Consider the following 17,931-nt stretch of genomic DNA (forward strand, 5'->3'; position numbering starts at 1 on the left):
TGATTTAGGTGCAGTCGTGCGATTTTGGTGCGTGTGGCAGAATGGCCAGGAAGTCAATTGCTTGTTTCACAATACGAAACGGACAGAGCAGCCACCATGTTAGTGTCATGACCACATGGAGACTGTCTGAATCGACACGGAATTTACCGAAAGGAAAAGAATATGAAAAAAATGATCACTGTTCTGTTCGCAGCAACGGCCGCTATCGCGGGCGTCGCTTCTGCCCAAAGCGCCCCACCTTACGCGCCGCTGACCACTGACCTGCAAGCGCGCACCCCATACAGCGCTTATGTGCAGGACAGCCGCGGCGTGATCGCACGCAATCCTTTCGGTCTGTGCTGGCGTACCGGCTACTGGACCCCGGCCGATGCGGTCCCGGGTTGCGACGCGCCACTGTGCGTCGCGCCAGAGAAACTTGAAAACGGCAAGTGCGTCGCGCCACCAGCGCCAGTCGCACCCGCGCCAGCTCCGGCACCCGTGCCTGAAGCAGCCCCAGTGCCAACCTCGGAAAAAGTCAGCTACTCGGCCGACGCGTTCTTCGACTTCGACAAGGCCATCCTGAAGCCAGCCGGCAAGGCATCGCTGGATGAGCTGAGCGGCAAGCTGGGCGACATGAACCTGGAAGTCATCATCGCCGTCGGTCACACTGACTCGGTCGGTACCGATGCCTACAACCAGAAACTGTCGATCCGCCGCGCAGAAGCTGTCAAGGCTTACCTGAAGGGCAAGGGCATCGAAGAAACCCGCATCTACACCGAAGGCAAGGGCGAGAGCCAGCCTAAAGCGGACAACGCCACTGCCGAAGGCCGCGCACAGAATCGCCGCGTGGAAATCGAAGTGGTCGGCACCCGCGGCGCCGCCAAGTAATCCAGCTGCGCAGGACCCTCACCGGTCCCTCAACAACCCCGCTACGGCGGGGTTTTTTCATGCGCGCTATTCTGTTGCACCATTTCCGTTATTATTCCGAGCTATGACGACGACAAATTCAGACCCATCAGAAATTCAGAAGTTCAGCGAACTGGCCCACCGCTGGTGGGATCCAACCTCGGAATTCCGGCCGCTGCACGAGATCAATCCCCTGCGCCTTGAATGGATCAACGCGCGCGTGCCGCTGGCCGGCAAGAACGTGATCGACATTGGTTGCGGCGGCGGCGTGCTGTCCGAGGCAATGGCGAAAAAAGGTGCCAAGGTCACCGGCATCGATTTGTCCGAAAAAGCGTTGAAAGTGGCTGACCTGCACAGCCTTGAATCGGGGGTCGAGGTGCGCTACAAGCACATCGCTGCCGAAGACATGGCCTTGGCAGAGCCAGGCCAGTTCGACGTGGTCACCTGCATGGAAATGCTGGAACACGTGCCCGACCCGGCCTCGGTCGTGCGCGCCGCAGCAGCCCTCGTGAAACCGGGCGGCCACCTGTTTTTCTCGACGCTCAACCGCAATCCGAAGTCGTACCTGTTTGCCGTGATCGGCGCCGAGTACGTCCTGCGCATGCTGCCACGCGGCACGCACGACTACGGCAAGTTCATCACGCCGGCAGAGCTGGCGCAGTTCGTGCGCCAGGCCGGTCTGCAGGTCGATGGTCTCAAGGGCCTGACCTATAACCCGCTGACCAAGATCTACTCACTCAACAGCGACACCAGTGTGAACTACATGGTGGCGTGTACCAAACCCCTGTGATCCGATGACCTTTTCCGCTTCGATTCCGGCGCCACGCGCCGTCCTGTTCGACCTTGATGGCACGCTGGCCGACACCGCGCCCGACCTGGCTGCGGCCGTCAACTGGCTGCGCACCGAGCGCGGCCTGGCCGAGACGCCGTACGCCGTGCTGCGTCCCACGGCCTCGGCCGGCGCGCGCGGCATGATCGGCGCGGCCTTTGGCCTGGCGCCGGGCGACGATGGCTACGAAGAACTGCGCCTGGCCTGGTTTGACCGCTACCAGACGGCGATGTCGACCCATACGACGCTGTTTGACGGCATCAACGAATTGCTCACTGGCATCGAACAAGCCGGCATGGCATGGGGCATCGTCACCAACAAACCATCGCGCTTTACTGATCCGCTGGTGCCGCAAATCGCGCTCGCGCACGCCGGCTGCATCGTCTCGGGCGATACCACGGCGTTCGCCAAGCCGCACCCGGCGCCCGTACTGGAAGGCGCCCGCCGTCTCGGCGTTGCACCAGAGCAGTGCTGGTATGTTGGTGACGACCTGCGCGATATCGAGGCTGGCAAGGCGGCAGGCATGGTCACGGTGGCCTGCGCCTGGGGTTATTGCGGCGCGATTGCGCCGATTAGCTGGGGTGCCGACTACCTGTTTGACACGCCGGATCAATTGTTGGCCGCATTGCGCGAAGCTGCAGATCGCACGTCGCGCGCGGATCGGGCGGCCTGATCGGCTCAGCACTAACTTGCTTCCACGGTGGCGCCCTCTTCGGGCGCCATTTTCATTTGTGCCGTCCAAAGGTGACGGCTTACATCTCATTACGATTGATACAGGGATGCGTCTAGCTTCAAAGCGGCCTCGCCATTAATCTACATCCATACGAACAAGCAATAACTTACTGGAGCAGATCATGGAAAACACCACTAACCGCATTCACCCAATGATGGCAGCCGCAGCAGCGTCGGTCATCATCGTCAGCCTGACCGGTGCCGCAGCGATCACTGGTCTGCTGCCATCGTCCAAGAGCGCGCCCGAGCCAATGCCGCTCGCCGCAACCTCGCCGTACAGTCTGCAGCAGCCAGGCATGCAGCAGCCAGGTCTGCAAGTGCCGAACGGTTACATGGTCCAGAACGGCCAGCTCGTGCCGGTCGCGGCCAACCAGCAGCAACTGGTTCCTGCCATGGTCCCGGCGATGGTGCCCGCCAGTCAGCTGGCCTATGCCCAGCCAGTGGTCCAGCAGCAGCCGACCGTGATCATCAAGGAAAAGCCGGTGGTGCGCGTGGTCGAGAAAACCCGCGTCGTGCACGCAGCGCCGAAGCCAGTGCGCTATGAACAGCCGCGTTACGCAGAACCAGCGCCGGCACAGCCGAACTATGTCGGCATCGGTACCGGCGCCGTTATCGGCGGCCTGATCGGTAATCAGATTGGCGGCGGCAATGGCAAGAAACTGGCCACCGTGGCCGGCGTCATCGGCGGCGGCATGCTCGGTAACGAAATTGCCAATCGCAACCGTTAAGTGAGGCTCTAGCCGCAAGCTCTATAGCTTGCGGCAACTTTAGAGCGAGGTGAGTGAAAACGGCTGTACATCGCCAGCTCATGGAGTACAATAAAGCTTCTCGACACTGGGGGCGACCTGGTTTCGACGTGGGTTACAAAGCAGCGCAGGGCATACCGAGGACTGGTCACCTCGTAAATACATCCAGAAATCAATAACTGCAAACGATAACTCGTACGCACAAGCAGCTTAATTGCTGCTAGCTCTACAACACCTCGCCTCTGGGGTGAGTCGCAAGACTAGTAGAGTCATTTACAGAGGCTAGGACTCAGCCGGGTTACTTGGTTGTTTCCGAAATTTAAGGTAACTCGCCTGTCCAAAGCGTGCACATCCGCGCTGTATGGGCTAAATTAAATGATAGTGCTAAGTATGTAGAACTGTCTGTAGAGTGCTTGCGGACGCGGGTTCGATTCCCGCCGCCTCCACCAACCAACACTCCAACGTGGTTCATCCACGTTTAAAAACCCGCCTCCGAGCGGGTTTTTTCCTATGGGGATCTTATTTTTAGGGGTAACATAGTCCAACGACATCCAACAGTTTATGGGGGTAGCTCTCGGGGTAACTCCCCTACCCCCGGATTACTTACCCCCATCCATGCCCCTGACCGACACTGCCATCCGCACCACCAAGCCCGGCGCCAAGCCTGCCAAGCTGTTCGACGAGCGCGGCCTGTTCCTGATTGTTACTCCAGCCGGCGGTAAGTGGTGGCGCTTGAAGTACCGTTTCGAGGGCAAGGAGAAATTACTGTCCCTTGGCACCTATCCCGATGTGACCCTCAAAGACGCGCGCGAGCGGCGCGACAGTGCGCGCAAGCAGCTGGCGGACGGGATCGACCCCAGTCATAGCCGCAAGGCGCAGAAGTCGATGCGCCAGGTGCAGGCGGCCAATAGCTTCGAACTCGTTTCCCGGGAGTGGTACGAGAAGCACTCCCCTAATTGGGTTGACGCGCACGGCACCAGGATCATCCGCCGACTCGAGCGCGACATCTTCCCGCACCTCGGAGCCAGGCCAATTGCCGATATAACGGCGCCCGAGCTGCTGCAGGTCATTCGCAAGATCGAGGACCGTGGCGCGCTTGAGACGGCCCATCGCGCGCTTGGCAACTGCGGGCAGGTATTCCGATATGCCGTGGCCACCGGCCGCGCCGTGCGCGACCCATCGGGCGACCTGCGCGGCGCCCTGCCCCCGGTCAAGGGCGAGCACTTCGCAGCCGTCACCGAACCCGACCAGGTCGCTCAAATCCTGCGCGCGATCGACGCCTATCAGGGCACCGCCATCGTGTCCTGCGCGCTGCGCCTGGCGCCGCTTGTGTTCGTTCGACCTGGAGAGCTTCGAGGCGCTGAATGGGCCGAGATCGACCTCGCCGCCGCAGAGTGGCGCATCCCTGCCGCGCGCATGAAGCTGGGCGTCGATCACATCGTCCCATTGTCGACCCAGGCGCTAGCCATCTTCCACGAGATCCAGCCGTTGACCGGCGCCGGCCGGTACGTATTCCCCAGCGCGCGCACGGCGGCCAGGCCGATGAGCGATAACGCCATCTTGGCAGCGCTGCGCCGCATGGATATATCGAAGGAAGAGATGAGCGGCCATGGCTTCAGGGCGATGGCCAGAACGATCCTAGACGAAGTCATGGGCGTGCGGCCTGACTTGATCGAGCACCAGCTGGCGCACGCGGTGCGCGATACCAACGGACGAGCCTATAACCGCACCGCTCACTTACCGGCACGCCGGGAAATGATGCAGCAGTGGGCGGACTATCTTGAAAAACTGCAGACCGGTGCTTTTACGAGTTAGTCGTAAAACAGTCTAGCAATTTTAAAATCTATTGAGAAAAGACTGCGCGCATGAAAGAACAATCAAAATTTTACGCAGCAATGGAATCTATTTGGTTCGATGGCTTTGTCGCTAGGTCGTATCAGTCGAAATATAATTCGATTTTTGTAAACTTTGACCCCCAAAATTTGCATGAAGGCGCAATCTCAAGCCGCTTTGTCGAATCATTCGGAGAAGAGGCTTTTCGACTGCTTAATAAGTCACTGGCACTTTGCGCTAGCTGGTGCGCCGGGCCTGAGGGCGATGATGCGCAGTATGCCTACCCAATAGACAACTATGGGATTATTCGCCTCGCCAATTACGCACACGACCTTTCTTTTTATGAAAATCGTGACTACAGTGATCCGCCATGCCCTCCTTTCCGTAAAATTAGGACTGCAGATGAATGGCGCAACTATATTGCGGCGATTGCTGAGGGTTATGATCGCAGCGTCGATTATAGAGAATATGAGCCATCCCAACTAATTGCCGTTTGTGCCGTTTTAATGGTCGATCAAGCTTGCAGCGATATAAAGGCCTCTGGTTTTAGCAAAGACACGATTAGCTTATTAATGGCAGCGCATAGGTTTCTTCACGCCGCAGAAATTAGTATTAGCGAGTTTAATAGGGAAGGTCTACTCAAACACGCAAATAGTGAAACAGCTCGCAAGAGGGCGAATCTGCGTCATGAAAAAGATCCGAAGCAGGCAGACAGACACTTTGTATTCAACTGCTGGAAAGAATGGCGTAAAAAACCAGAAACCTATAAAGGCAAAGCCGCTTTTGCACGCGACATGCTCGACAAGTGCGAAAACCTGGAAAGCCAAAAAGTGATAGAGGACTGGTGTCGTCGATGGGAAACGGAGAACGAACAGTAAGTTTGCACGCAGACTGCTTACTTTGCCGCACCCTGCGCATTCTGCGGCGTGGTGAGCATCGTGCCAGCAGGCGGGTTTTCAGTAAAGAAAACAGGAATCAAGATTGCCCTGTCGGTCCAGTTCGGACCAATTCAGACAGGAGCAATCTAAATGCATCAACTTCCCGAAACCGGTTTTCTCCGTCTCCCCCAGATCATCGGAGATAACCGCGCGCAGCCGCCAGTCCCTGCCGTGGTCCCGGTCTGCAAGTCGACCTGGTGGGCTGGCGTGAAGTCCGGCCGCTTCCCCTCCCCTGTTAAGCTCGGGCCGCGCACTACCGCGTGGCGTGTCGAGGACATCCGTAACCTTATCTCCGCAGCTGTTTGAGGTGGCGATAATGGTTGACGCATCACAACACACCATCAAGCGGCTCCCGACGCACTGCGCCGAAGGGAGCAGAAAACCATCGAAGGGAGCGAAGGGAGCGCATTTTTTAACGCACACTCTTCGGCACTCTTTGCGCTCCCTTCGTGCACTGGTTCACAAAAATCTGAAGACCCTGACGCCGAATCCCTTGACCGTTCACATCCGGCCGGCGTATTCTGGCCATGTTCCCGACAAAGACGGAACCAGGATTGGCGTCCTGCAACTACAAGGCGCGAAGCCTTCAATCATTGATGGCTTTTTTTACGCGCAACGCATTGGCTTTTCTCCTATGGAGGGCCGTGTGAGGGGGCAGCAATGCCCACTGGTTACTTGTGGCCAGCACGCCAACCTTGCACGGTCTTCCACCCCGATTGGCGTCGGGATGGTTGATTTTCAAATCAATCACAAGGAGGCTCACATGCCTAGCACGAACTCGCCGGTACAATCCCACTCCGAACAAATCCGCCGCCTTGCCGGCATCGCTGACACTATTGGCGCCATGCTGAGCGTATTCGCTCTGCTGCCGCCCGCTGGCCAAGATGACGCAATCGCCGTCTCTGCCAGCCTGGCCGATGACCTGGCCCAGCAGCTCGCCGCTATCGTGGGAGGTGCAGCATGACCGCCCACAACAACGTCCTGATGACCGCGCCCTATTCGCAGCTGCACATTGCTGCCGAAGATGTTGGCGACCATGCGCTGATGCGCGCGCGCCAGCTGGCCCGCCTGCTGGTGCTGATCCAGCCATCCGAAGGCGCTGATTCCATGCTCTGGCTTGCCCAGCAGATGGCCGACGAGATCGTGGCCACCGTGGCCGGCATGATGGGAGCTAAACCATGAGCGCCCCGACCAAACACCAGGCCGGCCAGCCACAAGGCCGAAGGGCAGCGCACGAGGCTTTCTCGTTTCTCGATCCGAGTCTCAAGCTCGACCAGGATGCGCAGTTCGCCGAGACCGTCAAGGACTTCGCGGCCGGCATCGGGCTCTGCCTTGAAATGATCAATACCAGCACCCTGGCGCGGGAAATGAACGAGGCCGCTGACGATGGCGAAGAAGATGTGCCTTTGCTCGATAAGCCGGACACCGAATGCCTCCTGCGGTTCGCCAATGCCAGCGCAAACATGCTGGCCCGGCACGCCGAGTCCCGCGTCGAATGGATGAACAAATATCGGGCCGGCCGCAAGCCGTCCGGAAAGGGGGCAAATTGAACGCTCCTCAGACAAACATCGAAGCTCAGTTCAGCGCTGCGCTGGCGGCATTCGACCTCAGTCCACCCGAGATTCTGGCGGACGGCGCGCGCCACCGCTTCGACGCCAACGACGACAAGAAGGGTAAGAAATCAGCCTGGTATGTCCTGCATGCTGACGGCGTGCCAGCCGGCGCCTTCGGCAACTGGAAAACCGGGCTGTCCGAAAAGTGGTGCGGCAAGTCCGACCAGGCACTGACGCCGATCGAGCGCACCGACTACCAGGCCAAGATCGCCAAGGCCCGCCAGGATGCCGAGTTCACGCGCCTGCAGCTTGAGCAGGAAGCAGCTGCCGACTGTGCCCGCATATTCGCCGGCGCGCTCGACGCGACCGAAGACAACCCGTATTGCGTCCGCAAAGGTATCAAGCCGTACGGCCTTAAGGAGTTCAAGGACAAGCGCACGTTGCTGGTGCCGCTGCGGGACGCCCAGGGCACGCTGTGTAGCCTGCAGTTCATCTATGCCGACGGCACGAAGCGTTTCAAGTCCAACGGCCGTGTGCAGGGCGCGTACTACAGCTTCGGCGGCAAGCCCTACGACACGGTGCTAGTGTGCGAGGGCTTCGCCACCGGCGCCAGCCTGTTCGCGGCCCTCGGTCATCCGGTCGCGGTCGCATTCAACGCCGGCAACCTGGAGGCAGTGGCGCTGGCGCTGCGCGGCAAGCTCCCCGATGTGCAGATCATCGTGTGCGCCGACAACGACCGCTTCAACGCGACCGGCAACGTGGGTGTCGAGCGAGCCACTGCTGCCGCGCGCGCCGTCGGTGGCTGGCTCGCAGTACCGGAGTTCGAATCCGACGAGGACCGCCCGACCGAGTTCAACGACCTGGCCCAGCGCCAGGGCGCCGAAGCGCTGGTCGACGCGCTCTCGAAAGCGGTGCACTTCGATCCGCCAGCAGCCAAGCCGGTCAAGCCATCGAACGATCGCCCAGCAGCGCCGGCGCCGAGCCGCGTGGTGAAGATCCGGTGCGGCGCCGACATCAAGCCTCAGGCCATCACCTGGCTGTGGCCTGGATGGCTCCCTGCCGGCAAGCTGACGATCCTGGCCGGCGCGGCCGGCACCGGCAAGACCACGCTGGCGCTGGCGCTGGCTGCCGTCATCACAGCCGGTGGCCGCTGGCCTGACGGTACGGTGACCAAGACCAAAGGCAACGTGCTGATCTGGTCCAGTGAAGACGTGGCCGACGATACGCTGGTGCCCCGGCTGATTGCGGCCGGCGCCGACCTGTCGCGCTGCCACTTCATCGAGGGCATCGCGCAGAACGGTGAGAGCGTGCCGTTCGATCCGTCGCAGGACATCATCGAGCTGCACCGCGCGGTGCTGGCCATGGGTGGCGTCAGCCTCTTGATCATCGATCCGATCGTGTCGGCTGTCGCCGGCGACATGCACAAGGCGAACGACGTCCGGCGCAGCCTGCAGGCGGTGGTCGACTTCGCGGACGCGCACGATTGCGCCGTCATCGGCATCACGCACTTCGCCAAGGCGGGCGCCGACCGCGATCCGCAAGACCGTGTCATCGGTTCCCAGGCGTTCGGCGCTCTGGCCCGTATGGTGTTGGTCACGGCGAAGGAGAAGGAAACCACCAGGCGCGTGCTGGCCCGGGCGAAGTCCAACATCGCCAAGGACGACGGCGGCGTGGCCTACATGATCGAGCCGATGACGATCGAGGGCGGCATCGAGACGACTTGCGCCATGTGGGGAGACCTGATCGAGGGCAGCGCGCGCGAAATCTTGGGCGAGGTCGAGACAGACGAAAACGATGACGTGAGCGCACGCGACGAGCTCAAGCACATGATCGCTGACATGCTCAAGGACGCCGGCGGCTCAATGCCGACGAAGAGACTGCAGGCCGAAGTACGCGACGCCGGCCACTCATGGGACGTGGCCAAGCGCCTGAAAAAAGAGCTGGGTGTGGAGTCGGTCAAGTTGAGCATGGGTGGTGCTTGGGTGTGGCGCCTGCTACAAAACAGCAACCGAGTACCCGAAGGGAGCACGAAGAGTGCCGAAGAGTGTGCGTTAAAAAACGCGCTCCCTTCGCTCCCTTCGCTCCCTTCGGTGCTCCCTTCGGGGGTCGAAGTGCAGCCTGACACCGTTGTACGGGAGGAACTATGACGCTCAATCTGATGCTGGAATGCTGCGCGGCGGAGGGGGGCACGGTATCAGTCGACGGCGGCAAGCTGATCATCGCCGGCACGCCGGCTGTGCTCGATGAATGGCGCCCGTTGCTGCGATCGTTCAAAGCCGAACTGCTGGCGCTGCTGGCCAGCGACCTGGTGCTGGTCGCACAGCGCGCGGCCCACCTCATCAGGCAGCACGTCGGGCAGGCCGAAGCGCATGCGCTGGCGCTTCGCCTCAAGACCCGCGACGCCCAGCATGATGAACGCCGGCTGTGCCTGGAGTGCAGCCACCTGTTCGACACCGCACGCGCGCCACGCTGCGCTCAGTGGCGCCAGGCCGGGCACGGAGGCCCACAGCTGCCCAGCGAGCTTCCGGTGCTGCTGCAGCGCTGCAAAGCCTTCCGCCTGGAGCGCAGCGCGATCGCACTTCCTCAATTTGAGGGAGACATTCATTCGTTCCGCCGGCCAGTACCAGCAAGACCGGCGGAGCACCTGGAAGGAGTTACCTAATGACGGCCATCATCAGCCAATACATGCGGCGCCAGCTGGTCGCATACGAACTAGGAATCAGCCGCCACACGCTGGCGCGAATGATCAAAACTGACGCATCCTTCCCGCGCTTTTTCGAAATCACGCCGGGAATCACGGTCATCGCGCGCGCCGACTTCGAGCACTGGCTACGGCTCAAGCGCCTGGCGAGCCTTCCCTCTCACCGATGAGACGAGTCGGGCCGCGCTGCACCCATGTGCAACATTGCGGCGCGGGCTGCACTTGAGAGATTCTGTCTGGACACTTTCAACAAGGAAAAATATGTCCAGACTTACCGAACTCCGTGCCGAAGCAGACAAGCTCAACGCCCGCACCAAGCAGCTGCTCGAGGAACATCCTGGCGCGAGCTGGGGACCGAAGCAGCAAACCGAATGGGATACGCTGATGAACCGCGCCGGCCAGCTCGACGTCGAGTTTAAGGCGCTCGATGCGCAGGCCCAGGCGAGCGCGCCTGCTTGGAAAAATCCAGAGGGTGGCGATGTGAAGGTGCTGCGCAATAGCACGGATATCCGCGCCCACTACAGCGCGATGAGCAACAGCGCCGCTCGCCCTGGTGAAGACCCTATCCGGATCGACGACTTCATGCGTGGCGTGGCCGGCATGAAGTCGAACGCATCGGTTCATGCCGCACTCTCCACCGGGACCGACTCGACCGGCGGCTACATGATCCCCAGCGTCGTCATGCCGGGCATCCTGGAGGCGCTGGTTCCCGCTTCTGCCCTGCTTTCGGCTGGCGCTGGGATCGTTCCGCTGAATGCCGGTGCGAAGAGTTTCACCACTGCCGCGATCGACAACATTCCGACCGCTTCGTGGCGCTTGGAATCGGGCGCTGTTGCGGTATCCGACCCGACCTTCCGCGCCGTCGTCGCCGCGCCGAAAAGCTTGGCCTTCCTGTTCAAGGTAAGCCGCGAGCTGCTGGCCGACGCACCGAACATGGCCCAGGCACTCAACACCGCCATCGCCCAAGCATTCGCCAAGGAGCTGGACCGCGTGGCCCTGCGCGGCTCGGGTGTTGCACCGCAACCGCTGGGCATCCTCGGCACGCCAGGGATCCAGACCGTTGCGAACGGCGCCAACGGCACCGCACTGGCGGGCTATGCGAACCTCTTGGCCGCAACCCAAGCAATCTTGCAGGCTGACGCCCCGGCGCCACTGGCCGCCATCATGTCTCCCCGCTCGCTGATCAAGCTGGCCGGCCTGACCGACAGCACTGGCCAGCCGATCGAGAAGCCATCGATGCTGGAGAACTGGAAGATGATCGCCACCAGTCAAGTGCCCAACAACCTGGCCGTGGGCACATCGAGCGATTGCAGCGAAATCTATGTGGGCGACTTCTCGAAAGTGCAGTTCATGATGCGCGAACAGATGACGATCCAGGTGGCCAGCGAACTGTTCGCCGGCACTGGCGAGATCGGCTTTATCTGCCACGTCCGCGCTGACGTTGCAGTGATGTATCCGAAGGCGATCGCCGTGGTCACAGGCGTGCGCTAAGCAGTTCAGGGCGTTACTCGGTGAGTGGCCCAGTCGCACCAAACCCCGAGAGCGTGCAGCGGACCATGTAGGCCGCGTGGCACGCACCACCCATCTCCCCCTCCCACCTCAAGTAGCTCTCGCTGGCGAAGCAGGCGCCACGCCACTGCGCTGGCCGTCAACGTGTCGAACTGTTCGACCAGGCCGCCACCATGCGTGGATGAAGAACCCAATCCAATCTCCTAATCTGCTGAGAGATTTTTAACGCGGTCGATCAAGCGGCGTTGCTCACCCCGCAGTTTTCTCAGGGTGTAACCTGTTCCAGTTACAGCCCCCCAAATCGGCATCTCAATCCCATCCGGGCTTACCACGGTAACTGGTCGATCGGGCGCATGAAATTGGTCAAGCCAAGTACCTAACAAACTCTGGTGATAGCTGATTTCACTTTGGATCGCCGAGAGCTCCATGTTGAGACTGGCCAGTTGGTGGCCTTTTAATGCAAGAGCCTCCTGTGCAGCCTGATGCTTAGCAGCCTCATTAATCGCACTAGCTGAGTCCTGAAGTTGGATGCCCTGAAGGCGGACAGACGAACCGAGCCAATAAAACGCGAACAAAGAAATCAAAGGATTTAGCAGGCCACCGATGTAGTCCCCGAACGAGCCCCAGTCGGCGGGATCGGTCGCATATTTCAAGCCCAAGGAAAGCCCGAACCGTGAGTAGTAAAACCAAATCGCGGCGCCAATAGCTGACGCCAAGATCGCTGCCATCAGCGATAACTGTGTCCTCGTGCTCATGCCAACCTCCATTGATATAAAGGCAACAGTGTAACGGGCCTCCTACCGGGGGGGCTATGAATAGTTGGCGCTGCTCCATTTTCAGACACCGACTAGTTCCGCACGCGCAGAAAAAATCCCCCCTCAGAAAATGTTAATCAAATGCCGGGGCCCTGAAAGTACCAGCTCTCATAGGAGAAACCCGGCCAATCGGGTCATTTGAATCATGTTAAAAGTGTCTGTTTTTGTTAAAGGCGAGCCGCTTTTTGTTAAAGCTGGGCGGCCGCCCCTCCGCCGTTGACACAGGCCGTGGCCAAGGGGGTAACTATGGGGGTAACTTTTCCCGAAAGCTCATCATTTACATAGCGGAGTTCGGTAGACGCCGCCTCCACCAGTATTCCAAAAAAACCGTCCTGTGGACGGTTTTTTTTCGCCTGCCTCCCAGGCGGCGGGAATCGAACCCGCGGGACGCGGGGGATTTCCGGGGATTCGGGGAGCACCGCTCCCCGCCGGAAATCCGCCTTGCGCTTGCAAGCGCAAGGCTCTCCGATTCGCCTGACCAAAGGGAAATCGCCAAGGCGATTTCTTCCCCTAGTGCTGACAGCAATGCAATTTTGAGCCGCCGGAAAAGAAACCCACTCTATTCCAATAAAGAACTTCGCAAGACGAACGCAATCGCAGTACTGAAATGAAGTTCCCCACGCGCGTTTGTCCCAAATCTGAAACCGCCCCATCACCTGCTCTAAGGTAGTACGCATCCACACCGCTGCTGCTCGACACAGACATCATCTGATGACAGGTGCACAAATGCGATCCAATCCCGAAGACCATTCCAAGTCCCCGACCACACACGACCACGACCACGACCAAGACCACGACGGGGCACCTGAACATGCTTCACGGGCCCGTGAACACTATCTTTCAGCAGCATTCGGCGGTTTTCTTGTTGGATTTGGCGAGCTGATACGCGCTGGGAGCGAAACAACGAATGTCACGGTACTGCGCATTTCTGCCGTCCTGCGCGAGCAGTTTTCGCCTGTACTGGGTGCCGGCTGGATCGCCCTGTGCCTGATGGCGATCTTTTCGACAATTCTATGCGGCATTTATCGACCAGCCAGTCGCAAAGAATCATTTGCTCTCGGCCTCTCCGTGTTCGCCATACTTGCAGCATTTACGCCTCAGCAGCAAGCACGCTCTCCGCTGGCGGCAGCGACACAGCAATTGAGTTTTTTTTCATTCATTTCGCAGGCGGTTGCGAGTCGGCTCAAGCAGGGAGAAGTGGGAGACTACTACTTTGAGTTTTCCAGCCAACAAAGTAAATCCCAGGACAAGGACGGCCTCATTTCGGTGTACGACATTTCGCAGCAACATTTATTGATTGCCCAGCCAATGAATACTGCCAGAATCAGCAAATTGCGCTTGCCCAGAGGCTATTACATCTTGAAATTTGAATGCGGTGGATGTGCCAGTCTTCGCACGCAATTGATTGTTGAAAAGCCTGCCGAAGCTTCCATGATTAAATTGAGCAATTCAAGGGTGCCCTTGAGTTTTCAGCGGCTATTTAATGCTGACATCGTTGAAGTCATCGACGTTCCCGACAACGAGCTCGACAGAATCGTGAATGCCTATTCTGCCCAGCAGGAGTAGGCACGCCACCCCATTTCATCGAACGAACTGCGTCAACAACGACCGACCATTGCTCGTGCGCGTGTCTTTCTGACAAGCTCAGTTATGATAGCGTCCGTCCTACCGCCCGCACCTCTGCAGCCGATGGCACGCACCAAATGTCAATATCCTAGGAAGCGCATGAAGTTTGAAGTCGGCACCAACCCTACGTTAAAAAATGCACGCCCCGCAGACTACGCGACGATCAATCTGTTGAAAGCCTTATCAGCCCAGTTGATCGTCCTGCACCACCTGGCCTTCTACGGCCCCATGGCTGACCACACCCGCACGGCACTTCCGGAGTTGGTGGATTGGCTCGCTCAGGACGCCCGTATCGCGGTCCAGGTCTTTCTGGTCATCGGCGGCTTTCTCGCCGCAAAGTCGCTGTCCCCAAAAGGCCTGTCCGGCCCCGCCAATCCGCTGTCAGCGATCGTGCGCCGCTACACCAAGCTGGCCCCGCCGTTTTTCGTGGCGATGCTGCTCGCCGTCGCTGCCTCGTGGCTGGCGGGCCTGTGGATGACGCACGACGCCATCTCCGCGCCACCCAGCGGCGCGCAGTTGCTCGCACACGCGTTCCTGCTGCAAGACGTGCTCGCCTATGACGCGCTCTCGGCGGGCGCATGGTACGTCGCCATCGATCTTCAGTTGTATGCATTGTTCAGCATTCTGCTGTGGGCATGCAGCCACGCATCGTTACAGCCCATGTCGGCGTACCTGATCCCGGCCCTGACGGCCATTGCCGCCGGCGCCTCGCTGCTGTACTTCAACCTCGATGCCGACTGGGACGTCTGGGCGCCCTACTTTCTCGGCAGTTATGGCTTGGGCGCACTGGCGTGGTGGGCTAGCGATCCCACCCGACGGCCGCGCTCGACCGCTGTCCTGCTGCTGCTGATGGCGGTGCCGGCGCTGTTTGCGCTGACGGTCGACTTTCGTAGCCGCATTGCGCTCGCGCTGCTTGTTGCTTGTGGGCTGGTTGCGTTCGGGCGCATGCAGTCGGCGACGACTGCCCCCGGACAATGGCGCCTCGTCAGCGTCGCGGGAAACATCTCGTTCTCCGTGTTCCTGGTGCACTTCCCTGTGTGCCTCGTCATCAATGCCGCGTTCACGCGCTTCGCGCCGCAGGACGTGCTCGTGCAAACTGCCGGCGTCATCCTTGCCTGGATCGCCAGCATCATCGCCGGCGCCCTGTTCCATTACGGCGTCGAGTTGCCGATGGGCCGCGCAATGATGTGGGCACCGGGACGCCGCACCCTTCTCGCTTGATGCTGGCAACGTGGCCTAACCTGTCCTTAATGCCCGCATCAAGCGCACATAACGCGCCTTGCCGATCAGCTACTGTTGGGTTACCATAGCGCCGCCCTTGGGGAGTAGCCTGCTTCCTCTTTCGGAAGTTTGTCGCATCAACATACTTGACGCTCAACGTCATGGTGCGCAAGCCTTCTGGTTGGCAAGACCATTGGCATGTTTGCGTGACGTTCGGGCCACGCGACATGCCTTTTGTCGTGCCCGATCGGAAAGCCGTCATGTCTCTCGTCGCCATCCTGATCCTCGCCTTCGCCATGTCTACCGACGCCTTCGCCGTCGCCATTGCCATGGGCGCGCGCCGCCATCATGTACGGTTCAAGGATGCACTGAAGGTGGGCGTGCTGTTCGGCGTGATCGAGAGCACGACGCCACTGGTCGGCTGGGCGCTGGGCAGCATTGCCGCTGCCTATGTCGAGAGCTGGGACCACTGGGTCGCCTTTGTCCTGCTGTGCGGGCTGGGCCTGCGGATGATTCGCGAAGGCTTTGCCGCGCCGGAAGAGGCCGAAGACTCGAACCGGCCACTGTGGCTGCTGGCGTTGACGGGCTTTGCCACCAGCATCGACGCCATGGTGGTCGGCGTGAGCCTGGCATTTACGGACACCGGTATCATCTGGCCGGCACTGGCGATTGGCCTGGCGACACTGACAATGGTCACGCTGGGCATGCTGGTGGGACGCCGCATCGGCGCCCTGGCCGGCAAGCGCGCCGAGATCTTCGGCGGCCTGGTATTGATTGCGGTCGGTTGCGTCACGCTGTGGGAACACCTGCAGTGACGCGCCCTGAATGCAAAGACTGACTGATTACGAGGTCGGCCCCGGATCGGTGCCGGCTTCTTGTTGCACCATCAATTGCTTCATGATGGCTTCGTTAAACGCCGGAATGTCATCCGGCTTCCGGCTCGTGATCAGCTTGCCATCGACGACCACTTCGTCATCCGTCCATTCAGCACCCGCATTGACCAGGTCGATCTGGAGCGTCGGCCAGCTGGTCATGTGCTTCGATTCGGCGATGCCCGCGTCGATCAGCGGCCAGGCGCCGTGGCAGATCGCAGCAATCGGCTTGTCGCCATCGCCAAACGCCTTGATGAAGGCGATGGATTCCGGGCTCGACCGCAGATTGTCGGGATTGGCCACGCCACCCGGCAGCAGGAGCAGATCGTAGTCGTTCACGTTGGCGTCTTCCACGTTCAGTTCTACTGCGTACTTGTCGCCCGGCTCGAGGTGATTGAAACCCTGGATCTGTTCGCCCACTTTCTTTGGCGAGACCAGCACGACCGTCACCCCTTGCGCTTCGAGGAACTGGCGCGGCTCGGTGTATTCGACTTGCTCGACGCCATCGGTCATCAAGACGGCGACGCGGCGGCCGTCGAGGGATTGGGTTGCCGCTGGTTCGAGATGATCTGCCGGCTGCATGTTTTCTGCTTGTTGCATGGTGCCTCCTGGTCGATGGTTTGTTAATTCGTTGACATCGATTGTAGGCGGCCCGGCACATGTGTGGCGCGCGTATGCCATCAGGAATCGAACGTGTCACCCGAGCAGGTAGCACATATCGTCGCGATCGCCTGGTGCGCTTCGCGTGCACACGAAACCATCGAGCCCCAAGCGCGCCGAACCGCCAAGGCGCATGCCCTGGACGGCCTCGCGCCGCAACACCACTTGCAGTTCGCGATATGGCACGTCAATGGCAAAGCGCCCGAGCAAGGCGGCCAGCGCGCGGCTGCCCTCCTGCCCCGGCAAAAAACGCGCGAACTCGGTGCCGCTCACCGGGCCCAGGCGGATGCGGATGCCCAGCTCGGGCCGCAGCAGCCGCGCCCCAGCGGTGGCGCCTGCTCCGAGCATACAATTGCCTCGAGCCAGCAGGGTGCGCTGGTCCGGCTCGAGCACGTCCCAACGCCCGGTATATTGCTCGACGCGCACTGCGACACCAAAACGGACCCCGAGTACGCCGGCGATCAGGTCGGCGCTGACCACGCGGTTGCGCAGCGGCGCGGCAAACCGGGCCAGCGCAACGGCGTCGGCGTCGGCGTCAGGCACATGCCCCATGCCCGGCGCCACGCCGGCCAGCGCCAGCAGCAACGGCTGAAAACGGTCGACGCCCGCCGCCAGCGGTTCCCGCACGCGGTATTTGCACCAGGCGCGGTAGAACAGCGCCACCTGGCGACTGGAAAACAGATCGAGAAAGGCGCGTGGCCCGTCGTCGCGGGTGCGCTGCTCCCAGGCCGCGAACCGTTCAGTATAGTGCAGCGGCAAGGCGCCCATCGTGCCGAGCAAACCCATCATCGCGGGCGTGATCGTGATTGCCGGGATGCCCTCGCCAGTGAGGTGGATGGCCTCGATTTCGCTGGGCGGAAAGCCCAGAGCAAGGCTGTTGCGAAAGCGGATCAGGTCGCCAAGCGCCCCCTCTGGGCCGATTCCTTGTCGGCCCAGCCAGCGCAGCAGCAGGCGCACCGCCTGGAAAAATTCATAGCGCTGCGGGTGCGCCAGCAGGTCGGCAATCACCGC

General features: G+C 60.5%; 19 protein-coding genes, 1 other RNA gene and 1 riboswitch. Of the genes, 17 read left to right on the top strand and 3 right to left on the bottom strand.

Annotated elements, in window-relative coordinates; all coding sequences use genetic code 11:
- Positions 1 to 162 precede the first annotated feature (162 nt).
- From ompA to RCH14_RS01105, 14 genes are all read left to right on the top strand, one after another.
- Positions 163 to 867 carry an outer membrane protein OmpA gene (gene ompA, locus RCH14_RS01035; RefSeq protein WP_343024309.1) on the top strand — a complete coding sequence of 235 codons (705 nt, stop codon included), beginning with the start codon at positions 163 to 165 and terminating at the stop codon, positions 865 to 867.
- A gap of 103 nt (positions 868 to 970) precedes the next feature.
- Positions 971 to 1,675, top strand: coding sequence for a bifunctional 2-polyprenyl-6-hydroxyphenol methylase/3-demethylubiquinol 3-O-methyltransferase UbiG (gene ubiG / locus RCH14_RS01040; protein ID WP_343024310.1), 705 nt, complete (start codon positions 971 to 973; stop codon positions 1,673 to 1,675).
- A 4-nt stretch (positions 1,676 to 1,679) separates the two neighbouring features.
- Positions 1,680 to 2,387, top strand: coding sequence for an HAD-IA family hydrolase (locus RCH14_RS01045; RefSeq protein ID WP_343024311.1), 708 nt, complete (start codon positions 1,680 to 1,682; stop codon positions 2,385 to 2,387).
- Positions 2,388 to 2,568: 181 nt separating this feature from the next.
- On the top strand, positions 2,569 to 3,174 hold the full coding sequence (locus RCH14_RS01050) for a glycine zipper 2TM domain-containing protein (protein WP_343024312.1): 606 nt from the start codon (positions 2,569 to 2,571) through the stop codon (positions 3,172 to 3,174).
- Between the two features lie 108 nt (positions 3,175 to 3,282).
- Positions 3,283 to 3,641, top strand: a transfer-messenger RNA (tmRNA) gene (ssrA, locus tag RCH14_RS01055).
- Between the two features lie 166 nt (positions 3,642 to 3,807).
- Positions 3,808 to 5,007, top strand: a complete 1,200-nt coding sequence (locus RCH14_RS01060; RefSeq protein WP_343024313.1) for a phage integrase central domain-containing protein — start codon at positions 3,808 to 3,810, stop codon at positions 5,005 to 5,007.
- Positions 5,008 to 5,057: 50 nt separating this feature from the next.
- A complete protein-coding gene (locus RCH14_RS01065) occupies positions 5,058 to 5,903 on the top strand; it encodes a hypothetical protein (RefSeq protein ID WP_343024314.1) in 846 nt (281 codons plus the stop codon).
- A gap of 376 nt (positions 5,904 to 6,279) precedes the next feature.
- Positions 6,280 to 6,927 (top strand): hypothetical protein, encoded by a 648-nt coding sequence (locus tag RCH14_RS01075; protein WP_343024316.1) that lies wholly within the window; start codon positions 6,280 to 6,282, stop codon positions 6,925 to 6,927.
- Positions 6,924 to 7,145 carry a hypothetical protein gene (locus tag RCH14_RS01080; protein ID WP_343024317.1) on the top strand — a complete coding sequence of 74 codons (222 nt, stop codon included), beginning with the start codon at positions 6,924 to 6,926 and terminating at the stop codon, positions 7,143 to 7,145. The genes RCH14_RS01075 and RCH14_RS01080 overlap by 4 nt, the downstream gene beginning before the upstream one ends.
- Positions 7,142 to 7,513 carry a hypothetical protein gene (locus RCH14_RS01085; protein WP_343024318.1) on the top strand — a complete coding sequence of 124 codons (372 nt, stop codon included), beginning with the start codon at positions 7,142 to 7,144 and terminating at the stop codon, positions 7,511 to 7,513. Before RCH14_RS01080 ends, RCH14_RS01085 begins: the two co-directional genes overlap by 4 nt.
- A complete protein-coding gene (locus RCH14_RS01090; protein ID WP_343024319.1) occupies positions 7,510 to 9,663 on the top strand; it encodes an AAA family ATPase in 2,154 nt (717 codons plus the stop codon). The genes RCH14_RS01085 and RCH14_RS01090 overlap by 4 nt, the downstream gene beginning before the upstream one ends.
- Entirely contained in the window at positions 9,660 to 10,178 is a 519-nt protein-coding gene (locus RCH14_RS01095) for a hypothetical protein (protein ID WP_343024320.1), read from the top strand. The genes RCH14_RS01090 and RCH14_RS01095 overlap by 4 nt, the downstream gene beginning before the upstream one ends.
- Positions 10,178 to 10,387 carry a hypothetical protein gene (locus tag RCH14_RS01100; protein ID WP_343024321.1) on the top strand — a complete coding sequence of 70 codons (210 nt, stop codon included), beginning with the start codon at positions 10,178 to 10,180 and terminating at the stop codon, positions 10,385 to 10,387. The genes RCH14_RS01095 and RCH14_RS01100 overlap by 1 nt, the downstream gene beginning before the upstream one ends.
- A 91-nt stretch (positions 10,388 to 10,478) precedes the next feature.
- A complete protein-coding gene (locus tag RCH14_RS01105; protein WP_343024322.1) occupies positions 10,479 to 11,708 on the top strand; it encodes a phage major capsid protein in 1,230 nt (409 codons plus the stop codon).
- Between the two features lie 221 nt (positions 11,709 to 11,929).
- Here RCH14_RS01105 and RCH14_RS01110 read toward each other — a convergent pair whose 3' ends face one another.
- Complete coding sequence (locus RCH14_RS01110; protein WP_343024323.1) at positions 11,930 to 12,481, bottom strand: hypothetical protein; 552 nt, start codon at positions 12,479 to 12,481, stop codon at positions 11,930 to 11,932.
- 786 nt (positions 12,482 to 13,267) lie between these two features.
- Here RCH14_RS01110 and RCH14_RS01115 point away from each other — a divergent pair.
- The 3 genes from RCH14_RS01115 (at position 13,268) to RCH14_RS01125 (ending at position 16,203) form a co-directional block, all read left to right on the top strand.
- On the top strand, positions 13,268 to 14,107 hold the full coding sequence (locus RCH14_RS01115; RefSeq protein ID WP_343024324.1) for a hypothetical protein: 840 nt from the start codon (positions 13,268 to 13,270) through the stop codon (positions 14,105 to 14,107).
- A gap of 159 nt (positions 14,108 to 14,266) precedes the next feature.
- Positions 14,267 to 15,388 carry an acyltransferase gene (locus tag RCH14_RS01120; protein ID WP_343024325.1) on the top strand — a complete coding sequence of 374 codons (1,122 nt, stop codon included), beginning with the start codon at positions 14,267 to 14,269 and terminating at the stop codon, positions 15,386 to 15,388.
- 83 nt (positions 15,389 to 15,471) lie between these two features.
- Positions 15,472 to 15,647: riboswitch (yybP-ykoY riboswitch) on the top strand.
- A gap of 1 nt (position 15,648) precedes the next feature.
- Positions 15,649 to 16,203, top strand: coding sequence for a manganese efflux pump MntP family protein (locus tag RCH14_RS01125; protein ID WP_343024326.1), 555 nt, complete (start codon positions 15,649 to 15,651; stop codon positions 16,201 to 16,203).
- 27 nt (positions 16,204 to 16,230) lie between these two features.
- Here RCH14_RS01125 and RCH14_RS01130 read toward each other — a convergent pair whose 3' ends face one another.
- Positions 16,231 to 16,860, bottom strand: coding sequence for a type 1 glutamine amidotransferase domain-containing protein (locus RCH14_RS01130; RefSeq protein ID WP_343024327.1), 630 nt, complete (start codon positions 16,858 to 16,860; stop codon positions 16,231 to 16,233).
- A 96-nt stretch (positions 16,861 to 16,956) separates the two neighbouring features.
- On the bottom strand, positions 16,957 to 17,928 hold the full coding sequence (gene tssG, locus RCH14_RS01135; protein ID WP_343024328.1) for a type VI secretion system baseplate subunit TssG: 972 nt from the start codon (positions 17,926 to 17,928) through the stop codon (positions 16,957 to 16,959).
- Positions 17,929 to 17,931: the final 3 nt, after the last annotated feature.

The sequence above is a fragment of the Massilia sp. MP_M2 genome (genome assembly GCF_039123635.1).
Lineage (GTDB): Bacteria > Pseudomonadota > Gammaproteobacteria > Burkholderiales > Burkholderiaceae_D > Telluria.